At 72.0% G+C, this 24,339-nt stretch carries 20 protein-coding genes and 2 pseudogenes; 11 read left to right on the top strand and 11 right to left on the bottom strand.

Features of this window, described 5'->3' with window-relative positions; translation table 11 throughout:
* Positions 1-12 precede the first annotated feature (12 nt).
* The 4 genes and pseudogenes from P8T65_RS31295 to P8T65_RS31280 all read left to right on the top strand — a co-directional run.
* Positions 13-381, top strand: a pseudogene (locus P8T65_RS31295) (response regulator transcription factor); the annotation flags it as partial.
* A 681-nt stretch (positions 382-1,062) separates the two neighbouring features.
* Positions 1,063-1,608 carry a winged helix-turn-helix domain-containing protein gene (locus tag P8T65_RS31290; protein WP_399103280.1) on the top strand — a complete coding sequence of 182 codons (546 nt, stop codon included), beginning with the start codon at positions 1,063-1,065 and terminating at the stop codon, positions 1,606-1,608.
* The gene (locus tag P8T65_RS31285; protein WP_316728514.1) at positions 1,605-3,284 is read left to right on the top strand and encodes a HAMP domain-containing sensor histidine kinase; all 1,680 of its coding nucleotides are present in this window, start codon (positions 1,605-1,607) and stop codon (positions 3,282-3,284) included. The genes P8T65_RS31290 and P8T65_RS31285 overlap by 4 nt, the downstream gene beginning before the upstream one ends.
* A 227-nt stretch (positions 3,285-3,511) precedes the next feature.
* Positions 3,512-4,672, top strand: coding sequence for an alkaline phosphatase PhoX (locus tag P8T65_RS31280; RefSeq protein WP_316728512.1), 1,161 nt, complete (start codon positions 3,512-3,514; stop codon positions 4,670-4,672).
* A gap of 246 nt (positions 4,673-4,918) precedes the next feature.
* On the opposite strand, the gene P8T65_RS31275 is transcribed toward P8T65_RS31280, so the two are convergent.
* Positions 4,919-5,281, bottom strand: coding sequence for a hypothetical protein (locus P8T65_RS31275; RefSeq protein ID WP_399100968.1), 363 nt, complete (start codon positions 5,279-5,281; stop codon positions 4,919-4,921).
* Positions 5,282-5,493: 212 nt separating this feature from the next.
* Between P8T65_RS31275 and P8T65_RS31270 the strand changes: the two genes are divergently transcribed.
* Together P8T65_RS31270 and P8T65_RS31265 are read left to right on the top strand one after the other, a co-directional pair.
* Positions 5,494-6,789: an FAD-dependent oxidoreductase gene (locus P8T65_RS31270; RefSeq protein WP_316728508.1), complete on the top strand. Its 1,296-nt coding sequence runs from the start codon at positions 5,494-5,496 to the stop codon at positions 6,787-6,789.
* A gap of 122 nt (positions 6,790-6,911) precedes the next feature.
* Positions 6,912-7,850 carry a sigma-70 family RNA polymerase sigma factor gene (locus P8T65_RS31265; RefSeq protein ID WP_316728506.1) on the top strand — a complete coding sequence of 313 codons (939 nt, stop codon included), beginning with the start codon at positions 6,912-6,914 and terminating at the stop codon, positions 7,848-7,850.
* Positions 7,851-7,942: 92 nt separating this feature from the next.
* Here P8T65_RS31265 and P8T65_RS31260 read toward each other — a convergent pair whose 3' ends face one another.
* The 5 genes and pseudogenes from P8T65_RS31260 to P8T65_RS31240 all read right to left on the bottom strand — a co-directional run bounded on the left by P8T65_RS31260 (position 7,943) and on the right by P8T65_RS31240 (position 13,901).
* On the bottom strand, positions 7,943-8,101 hold the full coding sequence (locus P8T65_RS31260) for a hypothetical protein (RefSeq protein ID WP_316728504.1): 159 nt from the start codon (positions 8,099-8,101) through the stop codon (positions 7,943-7,945).
* Positions 8,055-8,717: pseudogene (locus tag P8T65_RS31255) on the bottom strand (ABC transporter ATP-binding protein); the annotation flags it as partial. The pseudogene P8T65_RS31255 and the gene P8T65_RS31260, both read right to left, overlap by 47 nt.
* Before the next feature lie 70 nt (positions 8,718-8,787).
* Positions 8,788-9,207, bottom strand: a complete 420-nt coding sequence (locus tag P8T65_RS31250; RefSeq protein ID WP_316728502.1) for a hypothetical protein — start codon at positions 9,205-9,207, stop codon at positions 8,788-8,790.
* A gap of 286 nt (positions 9,208-9,493) precedes the next feature.
* Complete coding sequence (gene ppdK / locus P8T65_RS31245) at positions 9,494-12,241, bottom strand: pyruvate, phosphate dikinase (protein ID WP_399100962.1); 2,748 nt, start codon at positions 12,239-12,241, stop codon at positions 9,494-9,496.
* A 406-nt stretch (positions 12,242-12,647) separates the two neighbouring features.
* Positions 12,648-13,901 (bottom strand): ROK family protein, encoded by a 1,254-nt coding sequence (locus tag P8T65_RS31240; RefSeq protein WP_399100959.1) that lies wholly within the window; start codon positions 13,899-13,901, stop codon positions 12,648-12,650.
* Positions 13,902-14,034: 133 nt separating this feature from the next.
* On the opposite strand from P8T65_RS31240, the gene P8T65_RS31235 reads away from it, so the two are divergent.
* Together P8T65_RS31235 and P8T65_RS31230 are read left to right on the top strand one after the other, a co-directional pair.
* Complete coding sequence (locus P8T65_RS31235; protein WP_316728499.1) at positions 14,035-15,618, top strand: MGH1-like glycoside hydrolase domain-containing protein; 1,584 nt, start codon at positions 14,035-14,037, stop codon at positions 15,616-15,618.
* A complete protein-coding gene (locus tag P8T65_RS31230) occupies positions 15,615-17,555 on the top strand; it encodes a glycogen debranching N-terminal domain-containing protein (RefSeq protein WP_316728498.1) in 1,941 nt (646 codons plus the stop codon). Before P8T65_RS31235 ends, P8T65_RS31230 begins: the two co-directional genes overlap by 4 nt.
* Before the next feature lie 83 nt (positions 17,556-17,638).
* Here the strand turns inward: P8T65_RS31230 and P8T65_RS31225 are convergent, their stop codons facing one another.
* Together P8T65_RS31225 and dusB are read right to left on the bottom strand one after the other, a co-directional pair.
* Positions 17,639-18,778 (bottom strand): polysaccharide pyruvyl transferase family protein, encoded by a 1,140-nt coding sequence (locus P8T65_RS31225; RefSeq protein WP_316728497.1) that lies wholly within the window; start codon positions 18,776-18,778, stop codon positions 17,639-17,641.
* Positions 18,779-18,867: 89 nt separating this feature from the next.
* On the bottom strand, positions 18,868-20,022 hold the full coding sequence (gene dusB, locus P8T65_RS31220; RefSeq protein ID WP_316728496.1) for a tRNA dihydrouridine synthase DusB: 1,155 nt from the start codon (positions 20,020-20,022) through the stop codon (positions 18,868-18,870).
* A gap of 81 nt (positions 20,023-20,103) precedes the next feature.
* On the opposite strand from dusB, the gene P8T65_RS31215 reads away from it, so the two are divergent.
* Complete coding sequence (locus tag P8T65_RS31215) at positions 20,104-21,549, top strand: MFS transporter (RefSeq protein ID WP_316728494.1); 1,446 nt, start codon at positions 20,104-20,106, stop codon at positions 21,547-21,549.
* Between the two features lie 270 nt (positions 21,550-21,819).
* A complete protein-coding gene (locus tag P8T65_RS31210) occupies positions 21,820-22,032 on the top strand; it encodes a hypothetical protein (protein WP_230211801.1) in 213 nt (70 codons plus the stop codon).
* 27 nt (positions 22,033-22,059) lie between these two features.
* Here the strand turns inward: P8T65_RS31210 and P8T65_RS31205 are convergent, their stop codons facing one another.
* Both P8T65_RS31205 and P8T65_RS31200 read right to left on the bottom strand, forming a co-directional pair.
* Positions 22,060-22,464, bottom strand: coding sequence for an SRPBCC domain-containing protein (locus P8T65_RS31205; protein ID WP_316728491.1), 405 nt, complete (start codon positions 22,462-22,464; stop codon positions 22,060-22,062).
* Positions 22,465-22,535: 71 nt separating this feature from the next.
* Positions 22,536-23,213 (bottom strand): ABATE domain-containing protein, encoded by a 678-nt coding sequence (locus P8T65_RS31200; protein ID WP_316728490.1) that lies wholly within the window; start codon positions 23,211-23,213, stop codon positions 22,536-22,538.
* A 21-nt stretch (positions 23,214-23,234) separates the two neighbouring features.
* On the opposite strand from P8T65_RS31200, the gene P8T65_RS31195 reads away from it, so the two are divergent.
* Positions 23,235-23,699, top strand: a complete 465-nt coding sequence (locus P8T65_RS31195; protein WP_215455341.1) for a VOC family protein — start codon at positions 23,235-23,237, stop codon at positions 23,697-23,699.
* 37 nt (positions 23,700-23,736) lie between these two features.
* Here P8T65_RS31195 and P8T65_RS31190 read toward each other — a convergent pair whose 3' ends face one another.
* Positions 23,737-24,327 carry a TetR family transcriptional regulator gene (locus tag P8T65_RS31190; RefSeq protein ID WP_316728489.1) on the bottom strand — a complete coding sequence of 197 codons (591 nt, stop codon included), beginning with the start codon at positions 24,325-24,327 and terminating at the stop codon, positions 23,737-23,739.
* Between the last annotated feature and the right edge of the window lie 12 nt (positions 24,328-24,339).

Here is a 24,339-nt window from a genome sequence, read left to right as displayed (position 1 = left end):
AGACAGGCGGCCATGGGCGTACGAGTGCTGCTCATCGAGGACGACGAGACGATCGCCGAACCGCTCGCCGACGGGCTGCGGCACTTCGGCCTGACGGTCCACCACGTGGCCACCGGAGCGGACGGGTTGAGAGGTCCGCACGGCGATGTCGTCCTGCTGGACCTCGGCCTGCCCGACATGGACGGCATCGACGTCTGCCGCGGGATCCGCCGGACCTCCGACGTCCCCGTCATCATCCTCAGCGCGCGCGGCGAGGAGGCCGACCGTGTGCTGGGCCTGGAACTCGGCGCCGACGACTACCTGGCGAAACCATTCAGCATCCGGGAACTGGTCGCCCGGATACGGGCGGTGTCGCGCCGCCACCAGCGCCCGGGCGGCGGAGCGACGGGCGGGGGCGCGGGCGGGACCGTGGGCGGCGAGGTGGTGGCCGGCGTCGTGGTGGCCGAGGCGGGCGTCGGGAGGCCGGCCGGGGCCGAGGACTTGGCCGGGGTCGGGCCCGGCATCGGGCCCGGGCGAGGGGCCGGGCGAGGGGCCGGGCGAGGGGCCGGGCGAGGGGCCGGGCCCGACGGAGCGGCCGATTTCGAGTCCGTGGCCGGGAGTTCGGCGTACGGCGGCTGGTCGGCGCCCGCACCGGAGCCCGCGGCGCACGGGGAGTCGGCGGCCGGAGCCGGCTTCGGGGACAGGCGCCGGGCCGGGAGCCGTTTCGGGGCCGACAACGACTTCGCGTCGGCCGGGGACTTCGAAGCCGAGGACCCGTATCGGGCAGGAGCAACAGGCGCGGTCCGAGCCCCAGGTGGAGCCGGAGACTCAGGTGGAGCCGGAGGAGTCGGCGGAGCCAGAGGGGTGAGCGGAATCGGAACCGGTGGAGCGGACGGCATCCGAGGAGCTGGTGGCCTCGAAGGAGCGGGCGGCTTCGAAGGAGCGGGTGGCGTCGGTGAAGGCGGTGGCGCCGAGTACGACTGGTCGGCCCCGTACGAGACGCCGGCGCACGGGACGCCCACGTACGCCGACCCGCCGCAGAACGCGCCCACCGTCGGGAGCCCCGCGCCCGGCGCTTCCGCCATGGGCGGCCCTGCGTACCGCACTCCGGCGTACGGCAGCCCGGTCCACGAGCCCCCGGCCTTCGAGCCCTACGAGCCCCCCATGTACGAGCAGGCGCCGCCCGCACCCCGCGCCCCTTCCGGCGGCGCGGCGGCCGACGTCGGTTCGGCCCCGCCGCCCGGTCCGCTCGTCGTGGACCGGCGGACCCGGCAGGTGTGGGTGGGCGAGGTCCCGGTCGCGCTGACGCCCAAGGAGTTCGAACTGCTGGCGCTGCTCACCGAGGACCCCGGCGCGGTCTACTCCCGGCAGCAGATCCTCAACCGCGTCTGGGACGACCACTACCAGGGTCCGACCAAGACACTGGACGTCCATGTCGCCACCCTGCGGCGCAAGTTGGGCGACCCGGCGTGGATCCAGACCCTGCGCGGTGTGGGCTTCCGGCTCGCCGTACGCGCTCCGGGGCCGGGCCAGGCGCACGGCGGCGGACGCGGACCGGGGACGAGGTCCGCGACGGAGTCGAGGGCGGGCACGGGGAGGCATCGCACGCCCGAGGCCAGGGCGTCATGACCCGACGTCTGCTGCTGAGTTACCTCAGTCTCGCCGCCCTGGTCCTGCTCGGCCTGGAGATCCCGCTGGGCTTCGTCTACTCCCGGGCGGAGCGCGAGCGGATCGTCAACTCGGCCAACGACGAGGCCGAGTCGGTGGCCGCGTTCGCCGCGCTGTCGCTCGCCGCCCACCGCCCGGGCGAACTCGCCGAACGGGCCAGGCACTGCGCCCAGCGCATCGGCGGGAAGGTCGTCATCGTCGACGCGGACGGTGAACTGCTGGCCTCCTCCCACTCCTTGTCCGCCGAGGAGAAGCGGTCCCTCGCCTCCCTCCCCGAGATCTCCGCCGCGCTGCGGGGGCGCGCCACCACGGACGTACGGACCACGACGACGGGCGGTGTCCACTACCTGTCCGTGGCGGCCCCGGTGGGTCACGCGACCGCGGACACCGACTCCGACAGGGACACGGGCTCCGACACGACCCCCGACCTCGACCCCGACTCCGACTCCGGCTCCGGCTCCGGCTCCGGCTCCGGCTCGGGAGACGACGCGGGCCCGGAGAGCGACTCGGGTATCGCCTCGGTGTCGTACGCGCGGCCCGTCTCGGAGCCCGGTCGGGAAACGGGCGCGTCGGCGCAGGGGGCCGTGCGCATCACGCTCCCGACCACCATGGTGCACGCCCGCGTGTTCGCGGTCTGGCTGCTGCTGGCGCTCGCCGGACTCGCCGTGCTCACCGGCGTCGCCGCCGTGGCGTTCACGTTCGCGCGCTGGACGGGGCGCCCCATCCGGCAGTTGGAGGAGGCCACGCACCGGCTGGCCGAGGGCGGTACGGCGACGAGCGTGGTGGTCACCTCGGGCCCGCCGGAGGTACGGAGTCTGGCGGCGGCCTTCAACACGACCGCGGCCCGCCTCGAGCATCTGCTGGCCTCCCAGCGGGCGTTCGCCGGTGAGGCCTCGCACCAGCTGAAGACCCCGCTCGCGGCCCTGCGGCTACGGCTGGAGAACCTGGAGCCGGACATAGCCCGGCGCGCCCGGCCGAGCCTCGACGCCGCCGTCACCGAGACCGACCGGCTGGCCCGGATGGTCGAGGGGCTGCTGGCGATGGCCCGTCTGGAGGAGTCGGCGGCCATTCCGGCACCGGTCGACCTGGGGGCTATCTGCGCGGAACGGCACCGTACGTGGGGGCCGTTGTTCGAACGCGAGAGGGTCTCCCTGGTCCTCTTCGCGGGTGCGGTGGGGCCGGTGACGGCCGTTCCCGGAGCCGTGGAGCAGATCCTCGACAACCTCCTCTCCAACGCCCTGCGCGCCTCCCCGGCGGGCAGCACGGTCACCATGGAGCTACGGCTCCTCGTCCCGGCCCGCAGGGCACTGCGCGACGCCCGGCCCCACTGGGTCGATCTGCACGTCACCGACGAGGGTCCCGGTATGACGGCGGAGCAGCGCGCCCGCGCGTTCGACCGCTTCTGGCGCGCCCCCGGCGCGCCCAAGGGCGGCACCGGGCTCGGCCTCTCCCTGGTCCAGCGGCTCGCCCACGCCAGTGGTGGTGAGGTGACGCTGCGGGAGGCGGCCACGGGCGGCCTTGACGCGGTCGTCCGCCTGCCGTCGGCCGAGCCGCCGGGACCGGTCCACAGCCACGGCCACGGGTTCGGAGGACGTCCCGGGCATCGACGTCGCGAGGCACCGCCGCTACCGGCCTGAGCGAAGGCCACGCAGCAGCCGGGAACCCGTCCCCGGACACCCGGCCGCACGAACTCGCGGACCGCGGACGGCGGACCGCGGACGGCGGAGTCTCGTACGCGTACTCGCGGAGCCGCGACGTCATGTGTTGTCCATGCACCGTCAACTCCGCTCCTCTAGGTTCCATCAGCGCGCAACCCCGCCGCCGACCGTGCGGCGGGCCGGTCAAGGCATCCCTTGGAGCGACTGTGGAACGTCGTACTCTCCTGCGCGCGGCCGTACTCGGCGGCACGTCGACCGTCCTCGGCGGCACCCTGTGGCGCGGCGCCGCGTACGCCGCGCCCGCCCAGCCCGGTCCCGGCCCCTACGGGGCGCTCGGCTCGCCGGACGCCAACGGCATCCGGCTGCCGAGCGGGTTCACGAGCCGGGTGATCGCCCGGTCCGGCCAGACGGTCCCCGGGACGTCGTACACCTGGCACAACGCCCCCGACGGCGGCGCCTGTTACGCGGACGGCAGCGGGTGGATCTACGTCTCCAACTCAGAGATCAATCCGTCCGGCGGCGCGAGCGCGGTGCGCTTCTCGCCGACGGGCGCGGTGACGTCGGCGTACCGGATCCTGTCCGGCACGCGCCAGAACTGCGCCGGCGGGCGGACGCCCTGGAACACCTGGCTGTCCTGCGAGGAGGTGGACCGGGGTTACGTCTACGAGACGGACCCGTGGGGCACGAAAGCGGCGGTCCGCCGGGACGCGATGGGCCGTTTCAAGCACGAGGCGGCGGCCGCCGACCCCACCCGGGGTGTCGTCTACCTGACCGAGGACGTCTCCGACGGCTGCTTCTACCGCTTCCGGCCCACGACCTGGGGCGACCTGTCGTCGGGCACGCTGGAGGTACTGGTGGCCGGTACCGCCACCAGCGGGCCGGTGACCTGGTCCCGGGTCCCGGACCCCACCGGCGCCACCGCCACCCGTAACCAGGTGTCCGGCGCCAAGCGCTTCAACGGCGGCGAGGGGTGCCACTACGCCGACGGCACCTGCTGGTTCACGACCAAGGGCGACAACCGCGTCTGGCAGTACGACGCCGCCGCGCAGACCATCGAACTCGCCTACGACGACTCGCTGGTCACCGGCGGAACGGCACCGCTCACCGGGGTCGACAACATCACGAGCACCGGCTCGGGGGACCTCTACGTCGCCGAGGACGGCGGCAGCATGGAGATCTGCCTCATCACCCCGAACGACACCATCGCCCCCTTCCTCCGCATCGACGGCCAGTCCGCCTCCGAGATCACCGGCCCCGCCTTCTCCCCCGACGGCCGCCGTATCTACTTCTCCAGCCAGCGCGGGACCAGCGGCAGTTCATCGGGCGGGATCACCTACGAGGTGACGGGGCCTTTCCGGTCCGCGTAATCGGAAAATCGGCGCCGCCGGAAATATCGAACTCATCACCACGTCAGATTAGTTCGATATACCAGCGCGCCGGTCCCCATCCCCGCCCCTCACGGGCAAGGCCGGCCGTACGGAGCTGACCGACATCGAGGGACTGATCTGCATCGAGGGGCGACGGGGCGGCGGCGCTGGGCCCGCCCGCCGCCCCTCGACGGCGGGTCACCATGCCTGCCGGGTCACCGCGCGCGGACCTCGCGGCGGCCGCTCTCAGTGGAACTCGTGCACGACCTCGATCTCGCCCACGAGGTGGGCGTTGAACTCCTCCAGCTCCTCAGCCGGCACCCAGAGTTCGAGGATCGTCTCCCCGCCCGCCTGCCGCACCGGGTACCGCCGCAGGAAGTCGGTCTCGACCTCGAACCGGGTGACGTACCCCGCCCCGTCGTGCTTGACGTTCCAGTCCCGAGCGATCTTGACGGCGTACTCCTCGTCGAGCACCGGATAGAAGATCGGCTGCTCCGGAAGCCGGGGTGGCCAGGCCCGCCATCCCGCTTCCCGCACCAGTCCCAGCTCCACGGGGCCGGTCGGCCGCCACAGGGTCGTCGTCTCTCGCTGCCCGCTCACGGAACGCATCACTCTCCGAACACGGCGACCGCGGTTCGGTCCGCCGGGCGGCGACACTACCGACCCCCGGCGGGAGAGGCACGGGAAATAGGCCCCGCGCCGAGCTCCCCGGAGGCTCACCGACGCACCACGCTCCCGTGACCCACGTCACACCCGACTCCTGTCAGGAATCGGGACGCCATCCCGTTCAGGAGGCACGCGAACGAGACAGGAGCATCGCCATGAAGCACCGCATCGTCGTCCTCGGCGCCGGATACGCCGGAGCCTTCGCCGCCGGGAACCTGGCCCGTCGGCTCTCCCCCGCCGACACCGAGATCACCGTGGTCAACGCCGCGCCCGACTTCGTCGAGCGGATGCGGCTCCACCAGCTCGCGAGCGGCCAGGAACTCACGCCCCGCCCGCTCGCCGACGTGTTCGCCGGCACCGGGGCGAGGCTCCGCGTGGCGCGCGTCACCGGCATCGATCCCGAGCGGCGGACAGTCACCGTGACGGAGGAGACCGGCGCGGCGGGGGCGATCGGGGCAGACCAGGCGCGCAGGGAGGCGGAGGCGGAGGCGGCCGACGAGGCCGGGGACCGCGAGCTCCCGTACGACACCCTCCTCTACGCGCTCGGCAGTTCCGTGGCCCACCATGGCGTGAGCGGTGTGGCCGAGCACGCCTACGACGTGACCGGCAGGTCCTCGGCGTTGCGGCTGCGTGAGCGTCTGGCCGGGCTGGGCGAGGGCGGCACGGTGCTGGTCGTCGGCGAGGGGCTGACCGGCATCGAGACCGCCACCGAGTTCGCCGAGTCCCGGCCCGACCTCTCGGTCGCGCTCGTCGCCCGCGGGGAGCTGGGCGCCTGGCTCTCCCCGAAGGCCCGCAGGCATCTGCGCCGGGCCTTCGACCGGCTCGGCGTCACCGTCCACGAGCACACCACGGTCGAAGCCGTCGAGCCGACACGGGCGATCACCGCCGACGGTACGGTCATCCCGGCCGACGTGACGGTCTGGTCGGCGGGGTTCGCCGTGCACCCGCTCGCGGCCGCGGCCGGCCTCCGGGTGGCCGAGACCGGCCAGATACTCGTCGACCGCACCATGCGCTCGGTGTCGCACCCGGACGTCTACGCCGCCGGTGACTGCGCCTACGCAATCGGGGAGAACGGCCGCCCGCTGCCGATGTCCTGCGCCTCGGCCGGCTACACCAACATGCAGGCGACTGCCGCGATCATCGCGCGTCTGACGGGCCGCGAGATCCCGACGGTCGGGCTGAAGTACCACGGCAACCACATCAGCCTCGGGCGGCGGGACGCGATCTTCCAGATGGTGGACGAGGAGGTCAGGTCGAAGTCCTGGTACCTGGGCGGCCGAACCGCCGCGCGCCTCAAGGCGAGCGTCCTCAAGGGGGCGGCGCTGGGCATCGCCCACCCGACCTTCGGAGTACCGAAGCGACGGCAGCGGCTGGCCGCCGGGGCCGAACGGGGTGGAGTGCGGGCGGCGGGAGCCGGCGTGGAGGCCGCCGGTGCGAACTCCGCGGCGTGAGGGCCGTGGTGCAAAAATCCTGCTGCGAAAGCCCTGTTGTGGAAGCGCTGTTGTGGAAGCGCTGTTGTGGAAGCGCTGTTGTGAAGGCCCTGTTGTGAAGACCGCCGCATAGGCTCCTGTGCATGGACACCGCAGCCATCGACCGATTCGAGGCCGGCCGGGGACGGCTGGCCTCGCTCGCGTACCGTCTGCTCGGCTCGGCGGCCGACGCCGAGGACGCCGTACAGGACGCGTTCCTGCGCTGGCAGGCCGCGGACCGGGACCACATCGAGGTACCGGAGGCATGGCTGACGAAGGTCGTCACCCATCTCTGCCTCGACCGGCTCCGCTCGGCGCAGGCCCGCCACGAGCGGGCGGTCGGGGACTGGCTGCCCGAGCCGCTCCTCGAAGGCGACCCGATGCTCGGCCCCGCCGAGACCGTGGAGCAGCGCGAATCGGTGTCCCTGGCCGTACTGACCCTCATGGAGCGCCTCTCACCGGTCGAGCGGGCCGCCTACGTCCTGCGCGAGGCCTTCGCGTATCCCCACGCCGAGATCGCCGGAATCCTCGACATCACCGAGTCCGCGAGCCAGCAGCATGTGCACCGGGCCCGGCGCCGGGTCGCCGCCGAGCGCCGCGGCGGCGACGCCGTGGATCCGGCGACCGCGCGCAAGGTCGTGGAGGAGTTCCTCGCCGCGGCCACGTCGGGGCGCACCGAACGGCTGGTGGAGCTGCTCACCGCCGACGCGATCGCGGTCTCGGACGGGGCCGGGCTGGCCAGGCGGCTGCTGCGCTACCGGACGCCCGAGCGCATCGCGTCCCTCGTGCGGGCCGGCTTCAGGCCGACTGCGGCGAAGCGGCGGATGGCGGGCGGCAACCCCACGATGCACCTCACGCTGCTCAACGGTTCCCCGGCCGTCGTCGCCGTGGTCGAGGGGCGGGTGGTGGGGGCGGTGGCGTTCGAAGTCGCAAGCGGCAAGGTCGCGTACATGTGCGGGGTCGCCGCCGCGCACCGGCTGGGTCGCCTGAACGAGGCGTGGCAGCGGTATGAGCCGGGGGCGCCGATCGCGAGCGCGTGGTGATCGAGGGCCGGTGACTTGGGCTGCGGCGGGACGGCGGCAGGCGGCGCCCCCGTCGGCGGCGCCGCCTGCCCGCTGTGGTCCTGTCGTTTCGCTCAATCCCGCCGGATCAGCTCCGGGTCGATCCGACGGCCGACGAGGGGCAGCGCACCGACCGCTGCCACGGCGACCGCGCCGAGGGCACAGGCCAGCAGCAGGGGGATGCCGGCGCCGTCCCAGAACGCCGTCGCGCATCGTGTAGCGGCTGTCCGCACGGGCCGCCACCTCGGAGTCGTGCGTCACCAGCACCACTGCCGTTCCTTGCGAACGGGCGAGGATCAGGAACTCCTCGAGTACGGCAGTGGCGTTGACACTGTCCAATGAACCGGTCGGGTCGTCGGCGAAGACGACCGCGGGGCGACGCACCAGGGCACGGGCCACCGCAATGCGCTGACTCTGCCCGCCGGACACCTGTGAGGGCCGACGCTCTCGCAGGTCCGCGAGACCTAGCCGGCCCAACACCTCTCCAGCTGCGGCAAGGGCCGCCTTCTTACGCTGTCCGGCAAGCCGCAACGGAAGCGCGGTGTTCTCCTCGACCGTCAACTCGGGCAAGAGTTCGCCGTATTGGAAAACGAACCCGAACCTTTCCCGACGAAGCTCACTGAGGGCCTCGTCGTCGAGATCGCCGAGAGAGCGCCCCTCGAAGCGGACTTCCCCCCGGGCCACCGGCAACACCCCGGCCAAGCAGTACAACAGCGAGGACTTACCCGAACCGCTCTGTCCCGTGATCGCCGCGACCTCCCCCCGCCCCAGGGAGATGTCGGCGCTCCGGACTGCGGGAGTCTCACCGTAGAGAAGGTCGACTCCCTTGGCGCACAATACTTCTGCCATCTTGATCTCGATCCCCAAAGAAGAGCACGAGCCCAGGCGAGGACGCCTGGGCTGTGCATGCCGGGTGGACTCAGCGACGCGTGTACGAGAAGCTGCGGGTGGGTGTGCAGTTGTCCGGCCGCAGGGACCCTCGGTCCCGGCACACCCGGAGTTTCGCGTCTTCCGTGTATTGCTGCGCGCCGCTCCAGTCGGAATGACGCATCTCCACCGTGGCCCCCTGCCGTCCGTAGTACCGGGCCCAGCCGTGGCCTTCGACACGGACCTGCACATACACGTTGTGGCCGTCTTCCGGTGCCGCGTCCTTGAGGCCGCCGGTCCACTCAAAGGAACCGTGATCAGTACCAGGGGGATTGAACTTGTACGTTCCCTTGGCGAATTGGACGCCAGTCGACCTGAGCATCGGGATCGTCCCCTTCTGGGCCGCCAGCGCAGCGCCCGCGCCCGTGAGGATCAACCCGGCCGCCACCACCCCGGCCATTGCCTTCTTCATACGCACCTCCGTGATCATCAGTAGCTCAGCCGCCACCGCTCATCACGGAATGTAACGCTCCGACTTCACACAGAAACGATCGATCTACTCAACCACCACCGAATCAGATGATCTTGAAGCACAAGAGGCACCGAAGGGTGCACAACCCGCCCAAAACCCAGAAGGCGGCACCCCCCGCACGGGGTGCCGCCTTCTGTTTCGTGGGCCGGAACCGCCGCCCATCGGTGAGGGTCGGTCGGGGACAAGCGGCGGTTCCGGGGCCGGGACGCGGCGTGGCCGCCGGAGGCTACCGGTGGTCACTCCCCGTCGACTGCGACGCAGCCCGCCCCGCCTCCAGGCGAGCCACGGGAATGCGGAACGGGGAGCAGGAGACGTAGTCGAGTCCGACCTCGTGGAAGAAGTGGACGGACTCCGGGTCACCGCCGTGCTCACCGCAGACGCCGAGCTTGAGGTCGGGGCGGGTCGCACGGCCCGCCTCCGCCGCCAGCTTCACCAGGGAGCCCACGCCGTCCTTGTCGATCGTCTCGAACGGCGACACCCCGAAGATGCCCTTCTCCAGGTACGCGGTGAAGAAGGACGCCTCGACGTCGTCGCGGCTGAAGCCCCACACCGTCTGCGTCAGGTCGTTCGTGCCGAAGGAGAAGAACTCCGCCGCCTCCGCGATCTGACCGGCGGTCAGCGCGGCCCGCGGCAGTTCGATCATCGTGCCGATCGACAGCTTCAGCGTCACGCCCGTCGCCGCCTCGACCTCCGCGATCACCGCGTCCGCCTCCTCGCGGACGATCTCCAGCTCCTGGACCGTGCCCACGAGCGGGATCATGATCTCGGCGCGCGGGTCGCCCTTCGCGTTCTTGCGCTCGGCGGCCGCCTCCGCGATGGCACGGACCTGCATCGTGAACAGGCCGGGGATGACCAGGCCGAGGCGTACACCCCGCAGGCCCAGCATCGGGTTCTGCTCGTGCAGGCGATGCACTGCCTGCAACAACCGCAACTCGTTCTCGTGCGGCTCCTGGCGGGACTCCGCGAGGGCCACGCGGACCGACAGTTCCGTGATGTCGGGGAGGAACTCGTGCAGCGGCGGGTCCAGCAGACGGACCGTGACCGGGAGGCCGTCCATCGCGGAGAAGAGTTCGACGAAGTCCTGCTTCTGCAGCGGGAGCAGGGCCTTCAGGGACTCCTCGCGCTCCGCCTCCGTGTCGGCCAGGATCAGGCGCTCGACCAGCTCGCGGCGGTCGCCGAGGAACATGTGCTCCGTACGGCACAGGCCGATGCCCTGTGCGCCGAAGCGGCGGGCGCGCAGCGCGTCCTCGGCGTTGTCGGCGTTTGCGCGGACGCGGAGCCGGCGCTTGCGGTCGGCGAAGGCCATGATCCGGTGGACGGCCTCGACCAGTTCGTCGGCGTCGTTGGCGCCGGCGTGCATCCGGCCCTCGAAGTACTCCACGACCGGAGAGGGGACCACGGGCACCTCGCCCAGGTACACCTTGCCGCTCGAACCGTCGATGGAGATGAGGTCACCCTCCTCCACCACATGACCGCCGGGGATCGTCATGCGGCGGCGCTTGGTGTCGACTTCCAGTTCCTCCGCGCCGCACACGCAGGTCTTGCCCATGCCGCGCGCGACCACGGCCGCGTGGGAGGTCTTGCCGCCGCGCGAGGTCAGGATGCCCTCGGCCGCGATCATGCCGTCGAGGTCGTCGGGGTTGGTCTCGCGGCGGACCAGGATGACCTTCTCGCCCGAGCGCGACCACTTCACGGCCGTGTACGAGTCGAAGACCGCCTTGCCGACCGCCGCGCCCGGGGAGGCGGCGATGCCGCGGCCGACCTGGGCGACCTTCGCGTCCTCGTCGAAGCGGGGGAACATCAGCTGCGCGAGCTGGGCGCCGGTGACCCGCTGGAGGGCCTCCGCCTCGTCGATGAGGCCCTGGTCCACCAGCTGGGTCGCGATGCGGAAGGCCGCGCCCGCGGTGCGCTTGCCGACGCGGGTCTGCAGCATCCACAGCTGGCCGCGCTCGATGGTGAACTCGATGTCGCAGAGATCCTTGTAGTGGTTCTCCAGGGTCTCCATGATCTGCATCAGCTGGTCGTACGACTTCTTGTCGATCGACTCCAGCTCGGCCAGGGGGACGGTGTTGCGGATGCCCGCGACCACGTCCTCGCCCTGGGCGTTCTGCAGGTAGTCGCCGTAGACGCCCTGGTGGCCGGAGGCGGGGTCGCGGGTGAAGGCGACGCCGGTGCCGGAGTCGGGGCCCAGGTTGCCGAAGACCATGGAACAGACGTTGACCGCCGTGCCGAGGTCGCCGGGGATGCGCTCCTGGCGGCGGTAGAGCTTGGCGCGGTCACCGTTCCAGGAGTCGAAGACGGCCTTGATGGCGAGATCCATCTGCTCGCGCGGGTCCTGGGGGAAGTCCCGGCCGGCCTCGGTCTTGACGATCTTCTTGAACTTGGTGACGAGCTTCTTGAGGTCGGCCGCCTCCAGCTCGGTGTCGACGACGACCTTCTTGGCCGCCTTGGCCGCCTCCAGCGCCTCCTCGAAGAGGTCGCCGTCGACGCCGAGGACCGTCTTGCCGAACATCTGGATGAGGCGGCGGTAGGAGTCCCAGGCGAAGCGGTCGTCGCCGGCCTGCTTGGCCAAGCCCTGGACCGACTTATCTGACAATCCAATGTTCAGAACGGTGTCCATCATGCCCGGCATCGAGAACTTCGCGCCGGAGCGAACCGAGACGAGGAGCGGGTCGTCGGCCTGGCCGAGCTTCTTGCCCATCTTCTCTTCGAGGGCGACGAGATGGGCGGTGACCTCGTCACGGAGCGCCGCGGGCTCGTCGCCGCTGTCGAGGTAGACCTTGCAGGCCTCGGTGGTGATGGTGAAGCCGGGAGGCACGGGGAGCCCGAGGTTGGTCATCTCGGCGAGGTTCGCGCCCTTGCCACCGAGGAGGTCCTTGAGGTCCTTGTTGCCTTCGGTGAAGTCATAAACAAACTTCACGCCCTCAACGCTCTGAGCTACGTGGCCTACGTGGGGATCTTTGTTTTCCGACACAGGTCCCAACTCCTTGAGGACGCGGTGGCTGCCCTGACGGCCAGGAACATACCCAGATCGAAGGCACCTGGGTACGTCCACTTGCGCGTCATGCGCCTGTAACCACCCGTCCGCCAAGAGATCGAAAGTCAAAGCTTGGCAAGGAAGACGGCCGGAATGTGTTCACCTCTTGAAGGGGGCAAGCCCCACCCGCACCTCATTTCGCTCACATGAGCGGCTATCGACACGCCTGAGTTCGCTCGATGAACGATCAAAGGGTGGCACCCAGTGCCACCCTTTGAAGTCGCAGAGCCGCCCATGATTCGCTCATCTGAGCGGAACCCCTATCAGGGGTGGCGAGAATCACGCAGTTCGAGGGAGCCCGATTTCACCATGCGGACCGCTCCACGGGACGGAAACGCCCCCGTCACACCCCGAGCGCCACCAACCGCTGCTCGGCCCGCTCCGGCGCGTAGAGGTGCTCGACGACCAGCGCACCCGCCCCCACCAGCCCCGCCCGCTCCCCGAGCTTCGAGGTCACCACGTCCAGGTGGGCCGTGGAGCGGGGCAGTGCGCGCTGGTAGAGCAGTTCGCGGACGCCCGTGAGGAAGGGGGTTCCGGCCAAATCGCCGGCGATCATCAGGACGCCGGGGTTCAGCAGGGTCACGACCGTCGCCAGGACGTCCCCGACGGCCCGGCCCGCCTCCCGCGCGAGGGCCGTCGCCCCCGGGTGGCCGGCGACCAGCAGATCCCGCACATCTGAGCCGGAGGCCGCCGGAACCCCCGCCTCCGCCAGTCGTCGGGCCACGGCGCCGCCGCTCGCGACCGCCGCCAGACAGCCGTACGAGCCGCACTTGCACAACGCCTCCGCGCCCTGCGGGACCCGGATGTGGCCGATGTCCCCGGCACCGCCGTCCACGCCCCGGAATATCGAGCCGCCGACCACGACCCCGGCGCCGATACCCGTGGAGACCTTGACCAGCGCGAACGCCGTGCAGTCGGCGTATCCCGCGCGCTGTTCCCCGTATGCCATGAGGTTGGCGTCGTTGTCGACGAGGACCGGTGTCCCCGCGGGGCCGCTCGCGTGGTCGGTAAAGGCGCGGGCCAGGCGGCCTCGTATGTCGTAGCCGTCCCAGCCGGGCATGATCGGCGGCTGCACCACACGGCCGGTGTCGATGTCGACCGGGCCGGGGACCGCGAGGCCGATCCCGCAGACGGCGGCGGCTGGGCGGCCCGCCTTCTCCAGCAACTCGGCGAACCAGCGCCCGAGTTCGTCCAGGACGGCGTCGGGGCCCTCCTCGATGAGCAGGACGCCGGCGTGCTCGGCCTGGATCTCGCCGGTCAGGGAGAGCACGGCGGCGCGGGCGTGGCGGGTGTCGAGGTCGGCGGCGAGGACGACCGCGTGCTCGTCGTCGAACTCCAGGGTGATGGAGGGGCGGCCGCCGAGCGGCGAGCCGACGGGGCCGCCGGCGCCCTCGCGCAGCCAGCCCGCGCGGAAGAGCCGGTCCAGGCGCTGGCCGACGGTCGCCCGGGAGAGGCCCGTGGCCTGCTGGAGCGCGCCCCGGGTGGTGGCCCGGCCGCTGCGGACCAGCTCCAGCAGATCTCCTGCCCCGGCGTGACTGCCCACCTTCACGGCCCTTCGCTCATGTCGTCCTCGATGCCGCCATTGTCGCGGCCCCATGGGAATTCGTTCCCCCGCACCCTCTTGCGCTCACCAACTCTGCATTACATATTGAGTTTTGCGTGTTAAGTAGACGTAACCCTACGGTAGCTACTGCCGAACCGGTCGGCACCTTGTCCTCAGGGAGCCCTGCGTGGACCGCACTACCCAGCTCACCGCCCGTCGACCAGGCACGACAACCCGTGTCCGGGACTACGTATACGATCCGCCCGGTTCGCCGCACCGCGCGGCGGCCGAGGTGCTGGCGGCCAACTGGACCGGGCGGTCCACCGTGCCGTCACGCACGCTGTATCCGCACCAGTGGTCCTGGGACTCGGCGTTCATCGCGATCGGCCTGCGGCATGTCTCGCCCCTGCGGGCGCAGACCGAATTGGAGACGCTGCTCGCCGCGCGGTGGGGGGACGGACGGATCCCGCACATCGTCTTCAACCCCTCGGTGCCGCTGGACGCGTACTTCCCGAGCCCCGACTTCTGGCGCTCCTCGACCGCGGGACGCGCCGCCGGCGCCCCACGCACCACCGAGACCTCGGGCATCGTGCAGCCGCCGGTGCACGCGCTGGCGGCATGGCTGGTGCACCGGGCCGACCCGGAGCTGTCCAGGGCGCGCGGCTTCCTGGAGCGGGTCTATCCGGGGCTTGCCGCCTGGCACCGCTATCTGCTGGACCGCCGTGACCTGGGCGGCGGCGGGCTGGCCTCGGTCGTCCACCCCTGGGAGCAGGGCATGGACAACAGCCCCGCCTGGGACGCGCCCCTCGCCCGGATCACCCCGGCCCCCGCCCGCTCCTTCCGCCGAGCCGACCTCGACCACGGCGCGGCCGAGGACCGGCCGACGGATCTGGACTACGGGCGGTACGTGCGGCTGGCGGCGGACTACCGGGACGCGGGGTACCGGGACCGGGTGGGTGAGCGGCCCGGGGGCAGGAGCGGGGCCGGGGAGGCGGAGTTCGCCGTCGAGGACCCGGCGTTCAACGCGCTGCTCATCGCCTCCGAGCACGCCCTCGCCCGGATCGCGAAGGAGTTGGGCGCGTCGGGGACGGCCCGGCACACGCGCGCCGAACGGCTGACGGCGGCCCTGGTGGAGCGGCTGTGGGACCCGGCGGAGGGCATGTTCCTCTGCCGCGACGTCACCACCGGCGTCCTCATCCCCGAGCGCGGCGTCTCCGGCCTCGTCCCGCTGCTGCTCCCGGGTCTCCCCCGGGACATCGCCGCCACCCTCGTCCGCACGATGCACGGCCCGCACTTCGGGCTCGGCGACACCACTCTGCTGGTGCCGTCGTACGACCTGACCGGCGAGGCCTTCGATCCGCACCGCTACTGGCGCGGGCCCGCCTGGTTCAACACCAACTGGATGCTGGAACGGGGACTCAGGCTGCACGGGGAGCGGGGGCGGGCCGACGCGCTACGGACGGCGCTGCTGGAGACGGCGGTGGCGTCCGGGTTCGCCGAGTACGTCGACCCGTACACCGGCGAGGCGTGCGGAGCGGCCGGCTTCGGCTGGACGGCCGCGCTCACCCTCGACCTGCTGCACCGGGACGACCACGGCCGGCCGCCCGCCCGCGAGCGGCAGCGCGCCCGGGAACGGCACCACGCACGGCACCACGCCACCGACGAAGCGGGATTCGGCAGGGACGAGGTGGAGTCCGGCACGGGCGGGGCCGGGTTCGGCAGGGACGAGACCAAGTTCGGTATGAGTGACCAGGGAGGGGAACGGGGATGACGGACCGGCATCACCTGCTCGTGCGCGGCGGGACGTTCGCCGCCGTGGGCGACGGCGGCGACATCAGCGGGGTGCGGGGCGGCAGTTCACCGGACGGGCTGTTCGTCCGGGACGCCCGGCATCTCAGCAGGTGGCAGCTGACCGTCGACGGCGCGGTTCCCGAGACGCTCGCACCCGTCGCGGACGGTGACGTCGCCCGCTGTGTGCTCGTGCCCCGGGGCGGGCGCCGGGAGCCGCCCGCGTACACGCTCTTCCGTGAACAGGCCATCTCCGACAGCGCGTTCGTGGAGACGCTGCACATCACCAGCAACCGGCCGGTGGCGACGACCGTCCGGATCGCGATCACCGTCGACGCCGACTTCACCGACCAGTTCGAGCTGCGCTCCGACTTCCGTACGTACGCCAAGATCGGTGTCGTCCGCAGGCGCGAAGTCCTGGACGACGGGGTGGAGTTCAGCTACCGGCGCGGCGAGTGGCGGTCCTGCACGACGGTGACGACCGAGCCCGCGCCGGACGCTGTGGAGGAGACCGGGACGGGGGCGCGGCGCCTCGTCTGGGCCCTCGATGTCGCGCCGCACGGCTCGGCGGAGCTGACCTGCCGAGTGATGGCGCGGACCCACGGTGACCGCCGGGCCCTGCGGGTGCCGAGCTCCCCTTCCGCCGTGCACGAACAACTCCGCGGTCTGGAGGACGAGTTCGTGGAGGGCGTGGCCTTCCCCACGGGTTGGCCGGAGCTGGCCGCCGCGTGCGAGCGCGGTCTCGCCGATCTCGCCGCGCTCCAGGTCCCGGCGACCGGCCCGGACGGGGAGACCCTGCGGGTGCCCGCCGCCGGGGCGCCCTGGTTCCTCACCCTCCTCGGCCGGGACGCCCTGCTGACCTCCCTCTTCACGCTCCCCTACCGACCGGAGCCGGCGGCCGCCACCCTGCTCGCGCTCGCCGCCGCCCAGGCGACCGAGGTCGGCGTCGACTCGGTGGCCCAGCCCGGCAAGATCGTGCACGAGATGCGGCACGGCGAGCTGGCACACTTCGGGCAGGTCCCGTACGGCCGTTACTACGGCTCGGTGGATGCGACCCCGCTCTTCCTCGTGCTGCTCGGCACGTATGTCGAGCAGACCGGGGACGTCACCCTGGCCCGCCGTCTCGAACGCCACGCGCGGGCCGCGATCGGCTGGATGCTCGACCACGGCGGCCTCACCTCGCGCGGCTACCTCGTCTACCGCGCCGACCAGGGCGGCCTCGCCAACCAGAACTGGAAGGACTCCCCCGGCGCGATCTGCTCCGCCGACGGCGGCCGGCCCGCCGGCGGGCCGGTGATGGCGGCGGGCGCGCAGGGCTACGCGTACGACGCGCTGCGCCGCACCGCCGTGCTGGCCCGCACGGTCTGGGAGGACGAGGTGTACGCGGCGCTGCTGGAACAGGCCGCGGGTGACCTGCGCGACAGGTTCCAGCGGGACTTCTGGATGCCCGGGCACGAGTTCCCCGCGCTGGCGCTGGACGGCGAGGGCGCGCAGGTCGACGCCCTCGCCTCGGACGCGGGGCACCTGCTGTGGTCGGGGCTGCTGGACAAGGAGTACGGGAAGGTGGTCGGGCGGCGGTTGCTGGAGCCGGACTTCTTCTCCGGGTGGGGCGTGCGGACGCTGGCCGCCGGGCAGCCGGCGTACCACCCGCTGTCGTACCACCGGGGGTCGGTCTGGCCGCACGACAACGCGCTGATCACCTTGGGTCTGGCGCGGTACGGGCTGCACGACGAGGCGCGGGCGGTGGCCGCCGGCATGGTGGACGCGGCGTCGGCCGCGGGGCATCGGCTGCCGGAGGTACTGGCCGGGTACGGGAGGGAGACGCATCCGGTGCCGGTGCCGTACCCGCACGCGTGCGTGCGGGAGGCGCGGTCGGCGGCGGCGCCGTTGGCGTTGTTGACCGCGGTGGGGGGTGCCTAGTAGCTCGGGGGTTCCTGTGCGATGGCGGGTGCGGGTCCGGTGGGGCTTCTCGCGCAGTTCCCCGCGCCCCTGAAAGGTGGGGGCTACGCCCCCCGCCTTTCAGGCCGGAGGCCCGCCAGCAGGGCTCCCGCTCTCTGCCTCGCCTCCGCCTCCGTCCACGCCCATGCGGTGGTCGGGGGCCGGTGGGTGGTCCAGGTGTCCCAGTAGCTGCGGGCCTTGCCGTAGCGGTCGGCGAGCAGGACGTGGGGAAGGCCCAGGAGGAGGGCGAGGACGTGGCCGTGGAGGCGGTCGGTGACCGTGACCCGGCCGGCGGCCAACAGGCGGCAGCCGCGCGCGAGTTGGAGGCAGGCGAGGCCGTCGTAGGCGGCGAGGAGCGCGGGGACGGCGCCGGGCGGGTCGCCCGAGGCGGCGCGGCACAGGGCGCGGGCCCGGCTCCGCCACAGCGCCTCCTTGGCCCGTCGCCAGTCGGTGTCCTCGCCCTCCCGGGTCCAGTCGAAGACGTACGGGCCGCCGCGCTCCTTGCGTGCCGTGCCGCGCCCGGCCGGTGGGCCCTTCGCCGACTCCTTGTCCTCCCTGGCCAGCCAGATCACGTCATGGGCGACCGTGCCGCCGATGAGCGCGTCCGGCGGCACGGCGAACGCCAGGTCGGGGGCGAGCAGCGAGGGGGCCTCGAAGACGGCGCGGCAGCGGTGCAGGCTGTGCCGGTCGCGCAGCAGCAGCGTCAGGTCGGGGTGGGCGTCGAAGACACGGCGGGCCCGGGTGAGGTTGGCGTGGTCCGTGAAGTGCACGGACTGGGGCAGCTGGACGATCCGGCGGTCCGGGAAGTCACGCAGGACCTGTTCGCGCAGGAGCTGGCTGGCCTCCCACAGGTCGCCGAGGGTGCCGCCGCCCGTCAGCATGATCGGACCGTCCGGGAGGCAGGCCGCCAACTGCCCGGCGTCGTACGACATCAGGTCGCAGGCGTAGCGCACGTCGGCGCCGAGCGCGTCCAGCAGGGCGCGCTGGCCGAGCCAGATCGCGCTGTCGCCGACGTTGGAGTTGAGCGGCGCACCGATGAGCGCGCACCGGGTGCCGGCCGGGACCAGCCGGTCCAGCACGGTCAGGACGTACGAGACGTAGTGGGCGCAGTGGGGGACGTAGGACGGGGGCGCCGAGGGTTTCCGCGTCGGCCGCTTCTGGGGCGTCTTCGTCGGCTTCTTCGGTGTCTCGTTCGCTCCGCACACCAAAAGGCGCTACCCGGACATTTCCGCACTCATTCCGAGATGACGGAAACCGGCCGCACAACGGCCGGAACACCGACAGAAGCGGGCAACTACCCCCCGGACGTGTCCAGTTCGGCTTCCTCGCCCACGCCCGCACAGTCGTAGGGATCCTTGAGCCAGCCGTCGGGCAGGACGACGCGGTTGTTGCCGGAGGTGCGGCCGCGCGGCCCGTCGGCGCCGGCGGGCCAGGGCTGATCGAGGTCCAACTCGTCGAGTCCGGCGCGGAGTTCGGCGAGGGATGAGGTGATGGCGAGCCGCTTGCGCATCTCGGAGCCGACGGCGAAGCCCTTGAGATACCAGGCGACGTGCTTGCGGAAGTCGACAACCCCCTTGGACTCGCCCCCGATCCACTCGCCGAGCAGACCGGCATGCCGGACCATGACGTCGGCCACCTCGCGCAGCGACGGACGCGCGATGTCCTCGGTACGCCCCTCGAAGGCCGCGACCAGGTCGGCGAAGAGCCACGGCCGGCCCAGGCAGCCGCGCCCCACGACCACGCCGTCGCAGCCGGTCTCGCGGACCATGCGCAGCGCGTCCTCGGCGGACCAGATGTCGCCGTTGCCGAGGACGGGGATCTCGGGGACGTGCTCCTTGAGGCGGGCGATGGCGTCCCAGTCGGCGGTGCCGCCGTAGTGCTGGGCGGCGGTGCGGCCGTGCAGGGCGATCGCGGTGACGCCCTCCTCGACGGCGATCCGGCCGGCGTCGAGGTAGGTGATGTGGTCGTCGTCGATGCCCTTGCGCATCTTCATGGTGACCGGGAGGTCGCCGGCGCCGCTCACGGCCTCGCGGAGGATGGCACGCAGCAGGTTCCGCTTGTACGGGAGGGCCGAGCCGCCGCCCTTGCGGGTCACCTTGGGGACCGGGCAGCCGAAGTTGAGGTCGATGTGGTCGGCGAGGCCCTCCTCCGCGATCATGCGGACGGCCTTGCCGACGGTCGCCGGGTCCACGCCGTACAGCTGGATCGAGCGCGGCTTCTCGGTCGCGTCGAAGTGGATCAGCTGCATGGTCTTCTCGTTGCGCTCGACCAGCGCCCGCGTGGTGATCATCTCGCTGACGAACAGCCCCTTGCCGTCGCTGAACTCCCGGCACAGGGTGCGGAAGGGCGCGTTGGTGATCCCGGCCATCGGGGCCAGGACGACGGGCGGGGTGACGGTGTGCGGGCCGATCCGCAGCGGGGCCGGGGCGAGGGACACGGGCGTGGACATTCCCCCATTGTCACGCACACGGACGCATGCTCGCCATTCATTAGTTAGGCGCACTATCGAGTCGGGCGTACGATGGGGCGCATGCCGGAGCTCAGCCGCCGCCACCGTCTGCTGGTGCTCGCGATCTGCTGCACCAGCCTCCTGATCGTGAGCCTGGACAACACCGTCCTGAACGTCGCCCTGCCCTCCATGCAGCGCGACCTGAACGCGAGCCTCGCGGGGCTCCAGTGGACCATCGACGCCTACACCCTGGTACTGGCCGCGCTGCTGATGCTGGCCGGCTCCACCGCGGACCGGATCGGCCGCAAACGGGTCTTCATGGTCGGCCTGGTCGTCTTCGCCCTCGGCTCCCTGCTGTGCTCCCTCGCCCCGAACCTCGAATCGCTGGTCGCCTTCCGGATGGTGCAGGCGGTCGGCGGCTCGATGCTCAACCCGGTCGCGATGTCGATCATCACCAACACGTTCACGGACCCGCGCGATCGGGCCCGCGCGATCGGTATCTGGGGTGCGGTGGTGGGCATCTCGATGGCCGCAGGGCCGATCATCGGCGGACTCCTCGTGGAGTCGGTCGGCTGGCGCTCGATCTTCTGGATCAACCTGCCGGTCGGTCTGGCCGCGCTCCTGCTGACCTGGCGGTACGTCCCCGAGTCCCGCGCCCCGAAGGCCCGCCGCCCCGACCCCGTCGGCCAGCTGCTCGTCATCGCGCTGCTCGGCTCCCTCACCTACGCGATCATCGAGGCGCCGACCGCGCCGGTCGCCGAGACCCTCGCCCTCGGCGGTGTCGCGCTCGCCGCGTTCCTCGGCCTCCTGCGCTACGAGCCCCGCCGCGCGGAACCCCTCATCGACCTGCGCTTCTTCCATTCGGCACCGTTCAGCGGGGCGACGGTGACCGCGGTCAGCGCGTTCGCCGCGCTCGGCGGCTTCCTGTTCCTGTCGACGCTGTACCTGCAGAACGTCCGGGGCCTCGACGCCCTGCACGCCGGCCTGTGGATGCTCCCGATGGCGCTGCTGTGCTTCGTCTGCGCGCCGATCTCCGGGCGGTTGGTCGGCAGCCGGGGCCCGCGTCTGCCGCTCCTGATCGCCGGGGTCGCGATGACCGCGAGCGGGGTGCTCTTCGCCGCGTTCGAGGCCGAGACCGGCGACGTCACCCTCGTCATCGGCTACGTCCTCTTCGGCCTCGGCTTCGGCTTCGTCAACGCGCCCATCACCAACACGGCCGTCTCGGGCATGCCGCGCGCCCAGGCCGGTGTCGCCGCCGCGGTCGCCTCCACCAGCCGCCAGATCGGCCAGACGCTGGGCGTCGCGGTGATAGGAGCGGTGCTGGCGGCGGGCATCGGCTCCTCCTCGTACGCCGACTCCTTCGTCGCGGCGGCCCGCCCCGCCTGGTGGATCGTCGCGGTGTGCGGCTTCGCCGTCCTCGTCCTGGGCGCGGTCACCACGGGCGCGTGGGCACGGGAGACCGCGGCGCGGACGGCGAAGCGGCTGGAGTCACCCGAGGTGAGGGAGGCAGCGAGAGTGAGGTCGTAGAGGCGGCGGGGTCTTGGGGCGCGTCGGCGGGTACGGGTGCGTCGTGGTTGCTCGCGCAGTTCCCCGCGCCCCCAAAGACTCTGGGCGCGCCCCGTGCTTTTCAGGGGCGCGGGGAACTGCGCGAGAAGCCCCACCGGGTCGCACCCTTCTCCAGTGGCCCGAGGTAACGCCTGGGACAACTCCTCGGTCGATCCCCCCTGTTGATGTTGGTCTTGCCGCACACTCCTCACGGGCCTCACGAGCCTCGCGGACCGTACGGCTGGAGACGTCATGCAGCAGATCAACACGAGCAAGGTGACCCGCTGGGACCAGCACGGCCGGGAACACACCGTGCGGGTCCAACGCTCGGGGGTGCAGCGCACGATCAGATGCGACACCTGCGGCTGGCGCCGGGGCGCGCAGTTCCTGCCGTGGCTGAAGGCCGAGGAACACCTCGCCGAGGCCCACCAGGCGACGGTGGACCCGACGGACTCGGACTCGTGACCGCCGTAGGTCCACGGGCCCCTGCCGTCACGCCAGTTGGTCGAGTGCCTCGGCGACCCGGTCCATCACGTGCTGCCAGTGGGCCCGTTGGCGTTCCCGCTCCTCCGGGCCCGCCAAGCGCTCCTGGTGGAAGACGAGCACCGATCTGCCGCCACCGGCCGCCGAGACGGCGACCTGGACGGTCGTGTCGCCGTAGGTGACGCGGATACGGTCACCGGGGCGGTAGCCACGCACCTCACCCGTGGCGCCCGCGTCGGTCTCGTACCCGGCGCCGCGCTCGGGAGTGAGCCGCGCCCCGGCCCCGAGCCACAGCTCCAGCCCGCGCGGCCCGCTGATGAACTCCCATACGGTGGCGGGCGATTGGGGCAGGGTGCGGGAGACACCGACCTGCCAACCGGCGTCCTTGGTGAGTCCGGTGGATCGAGCGGACATGGGGATCACCCTCTCTGGGACTTCTGCCGTTCTCCAGGGCTTCTGCCGCTTTCTAGGGCTCCTGCCGTTCGCTAGGACTTCTGCCGTACGCGGTGGGCGCGGACCTTGTGGCGGTTGCCGCAGTGCTCCATCGAGCACCAGCGGCGGCGGCCGGGGCGTGAGGTGTCGACGTAGAGGAGATAGCAGCGGTCCCCGGCGCACATCCGGACCCGTTCCGCGTACGGACCGGTGAGGAGGTCGACCGCGTCGCGCGCGACGGTGGACAGGAGCTGCGCGCCGGTCGCCGTGCCGGCTGCCCAGCCCCGGGTGCCGTCCGCACGGATCGCCGGGGCCAGCGGGGGGCGGGCCGCGGCCTCGTTGACGAGGTCCAGGTCGGCGGTGTCCGCCGGGGCGATGCCCAGCTCGGGAAGTCCGGCGCCGCCCACGACATGGGAGACGACCGTACGGGTCAGCGCGTCGCGCAGCCGCCGGGCGTACGTCACGTCGTCCGCCGTCACGTGGAGGGTGGGGGGCGTGGGGGTGAGCCGGGACTGTTCGACCCATTCGAGCAGGTCACCGGGGGTGTGCAGCACCTCGTGGCGGGTCAGGGCGCCGGGGCCGCCGGTGACGAGCAGCTCCAGGCACAGGGCGCCCGGATCGAACCGGTAGACGTGCCCGGAGTAGGACCGGAGCCGGATGCCACCCGGTGCCGAATCTCCCGACACTCCCGACACCCCCTGCGCGACCGATGCCCTGGACGTCGTACCCATGTAACCAATATAACCGGTTACATGGCTTCGACCACCGCACTGAACTGGAAACTGGTCATCGACACCCGAGACGCCCAGCCCCTGGCCGACTTCTGGGCCGCGGCGCTCGGATACGAGGTGGAGGACCCGAGCACCCTGATCACCCATCTCCTCTCGACGGGCGACCTCCCCGAGGCGGCGGTGGCCGAGCATCACGGCCACCGCGTCTTCCGCGGCTACGCCGCCGTGCGCCACCCCGACGACCCGTACGACCCCTTCACCGGCATCGGCAAGGGCCGCCGCCTCCTCTTCCAGGACGTCCCCGAGCCCAAGACGGTCAAGAACCGCCTCCACATCGACGTGCACGCGGGCCCCGACGGCCTGGAGGCCCTGGCCACCCGCCTGGAGACCCTGGGCGCCACCCGCGTCGAGGAGTTCGACCGGGGCCCGGCGGGCCACTGGTGGGTCATGCGCGACCCGGAGGGCAACGAGTTCTGCGTGGCGTAGCCCGCGCGGGCACGGCGCCCCGGTCGGGGCGACGGCCTCAGCGGGCCCGCAGCCCCCGGACCACCAGGTCCACGACCGCCTCGAACTGGGCCTCGATGTCCGGCTGACGCCAGGTGGGCGCGTAGGAGGGATCGTGGAAGCGGGCGGTGGCGTGGAAGACGGCGCGGGCGGTGCGGGCCGGGTCGGTGGGCGCGAACGTCGAAGCGTCCACACCTGCGCGGACGATGTGCGCCAACTGGCCCGTCAGATCGGCGATGTGGGCGCCCACGGCCTCGCCGTTCTCCTCGGTCAGGACCTGGTAGGTGGCGAACAGCTCCGGGTCGTCGCCCGCCTTGCGGCGCTTGGCCTCGAAGAGCGCGGCCAGCCAGGCGCGCAGCCGGTCCTCCGGGTCGCGGTCCTCGGCGGCGAGGGCGGTCAGGGTGGCCGTCGTACGGTCCAGCCAGCGCTTGGTCACCGCCTCCCGCAGCAGCGCCTTCGTCCGGAAGTGGCGGTAGACGCTGCCGTGGCTGACGCCGAGGGCGCGGGCCACGTCGACCACGGTGGCCTTGGCGGGCCCGTGGCGGCGCAGGACCTCCTCGGTCGCTTCGAGGATGCGCTCGGCGGTCAGGATCTCGGAGGTCGGTGCCATGGTGGGAACCGT

Origin of the sequence: Streptomyces sp. 11x1 (genome assembly GCF_032598905.1) — a bacterium.
Classification (GTDB): domain Bacteria; phylum Actinomycetota; class Actinomycetes; order Streptomycetales; family Streptomycetaceae; genus Streptomyces.
Note: the sequence above shows the minus strand (reverse complement) of the source record. Positions and strands in the feature narration are given on the sequence as shown.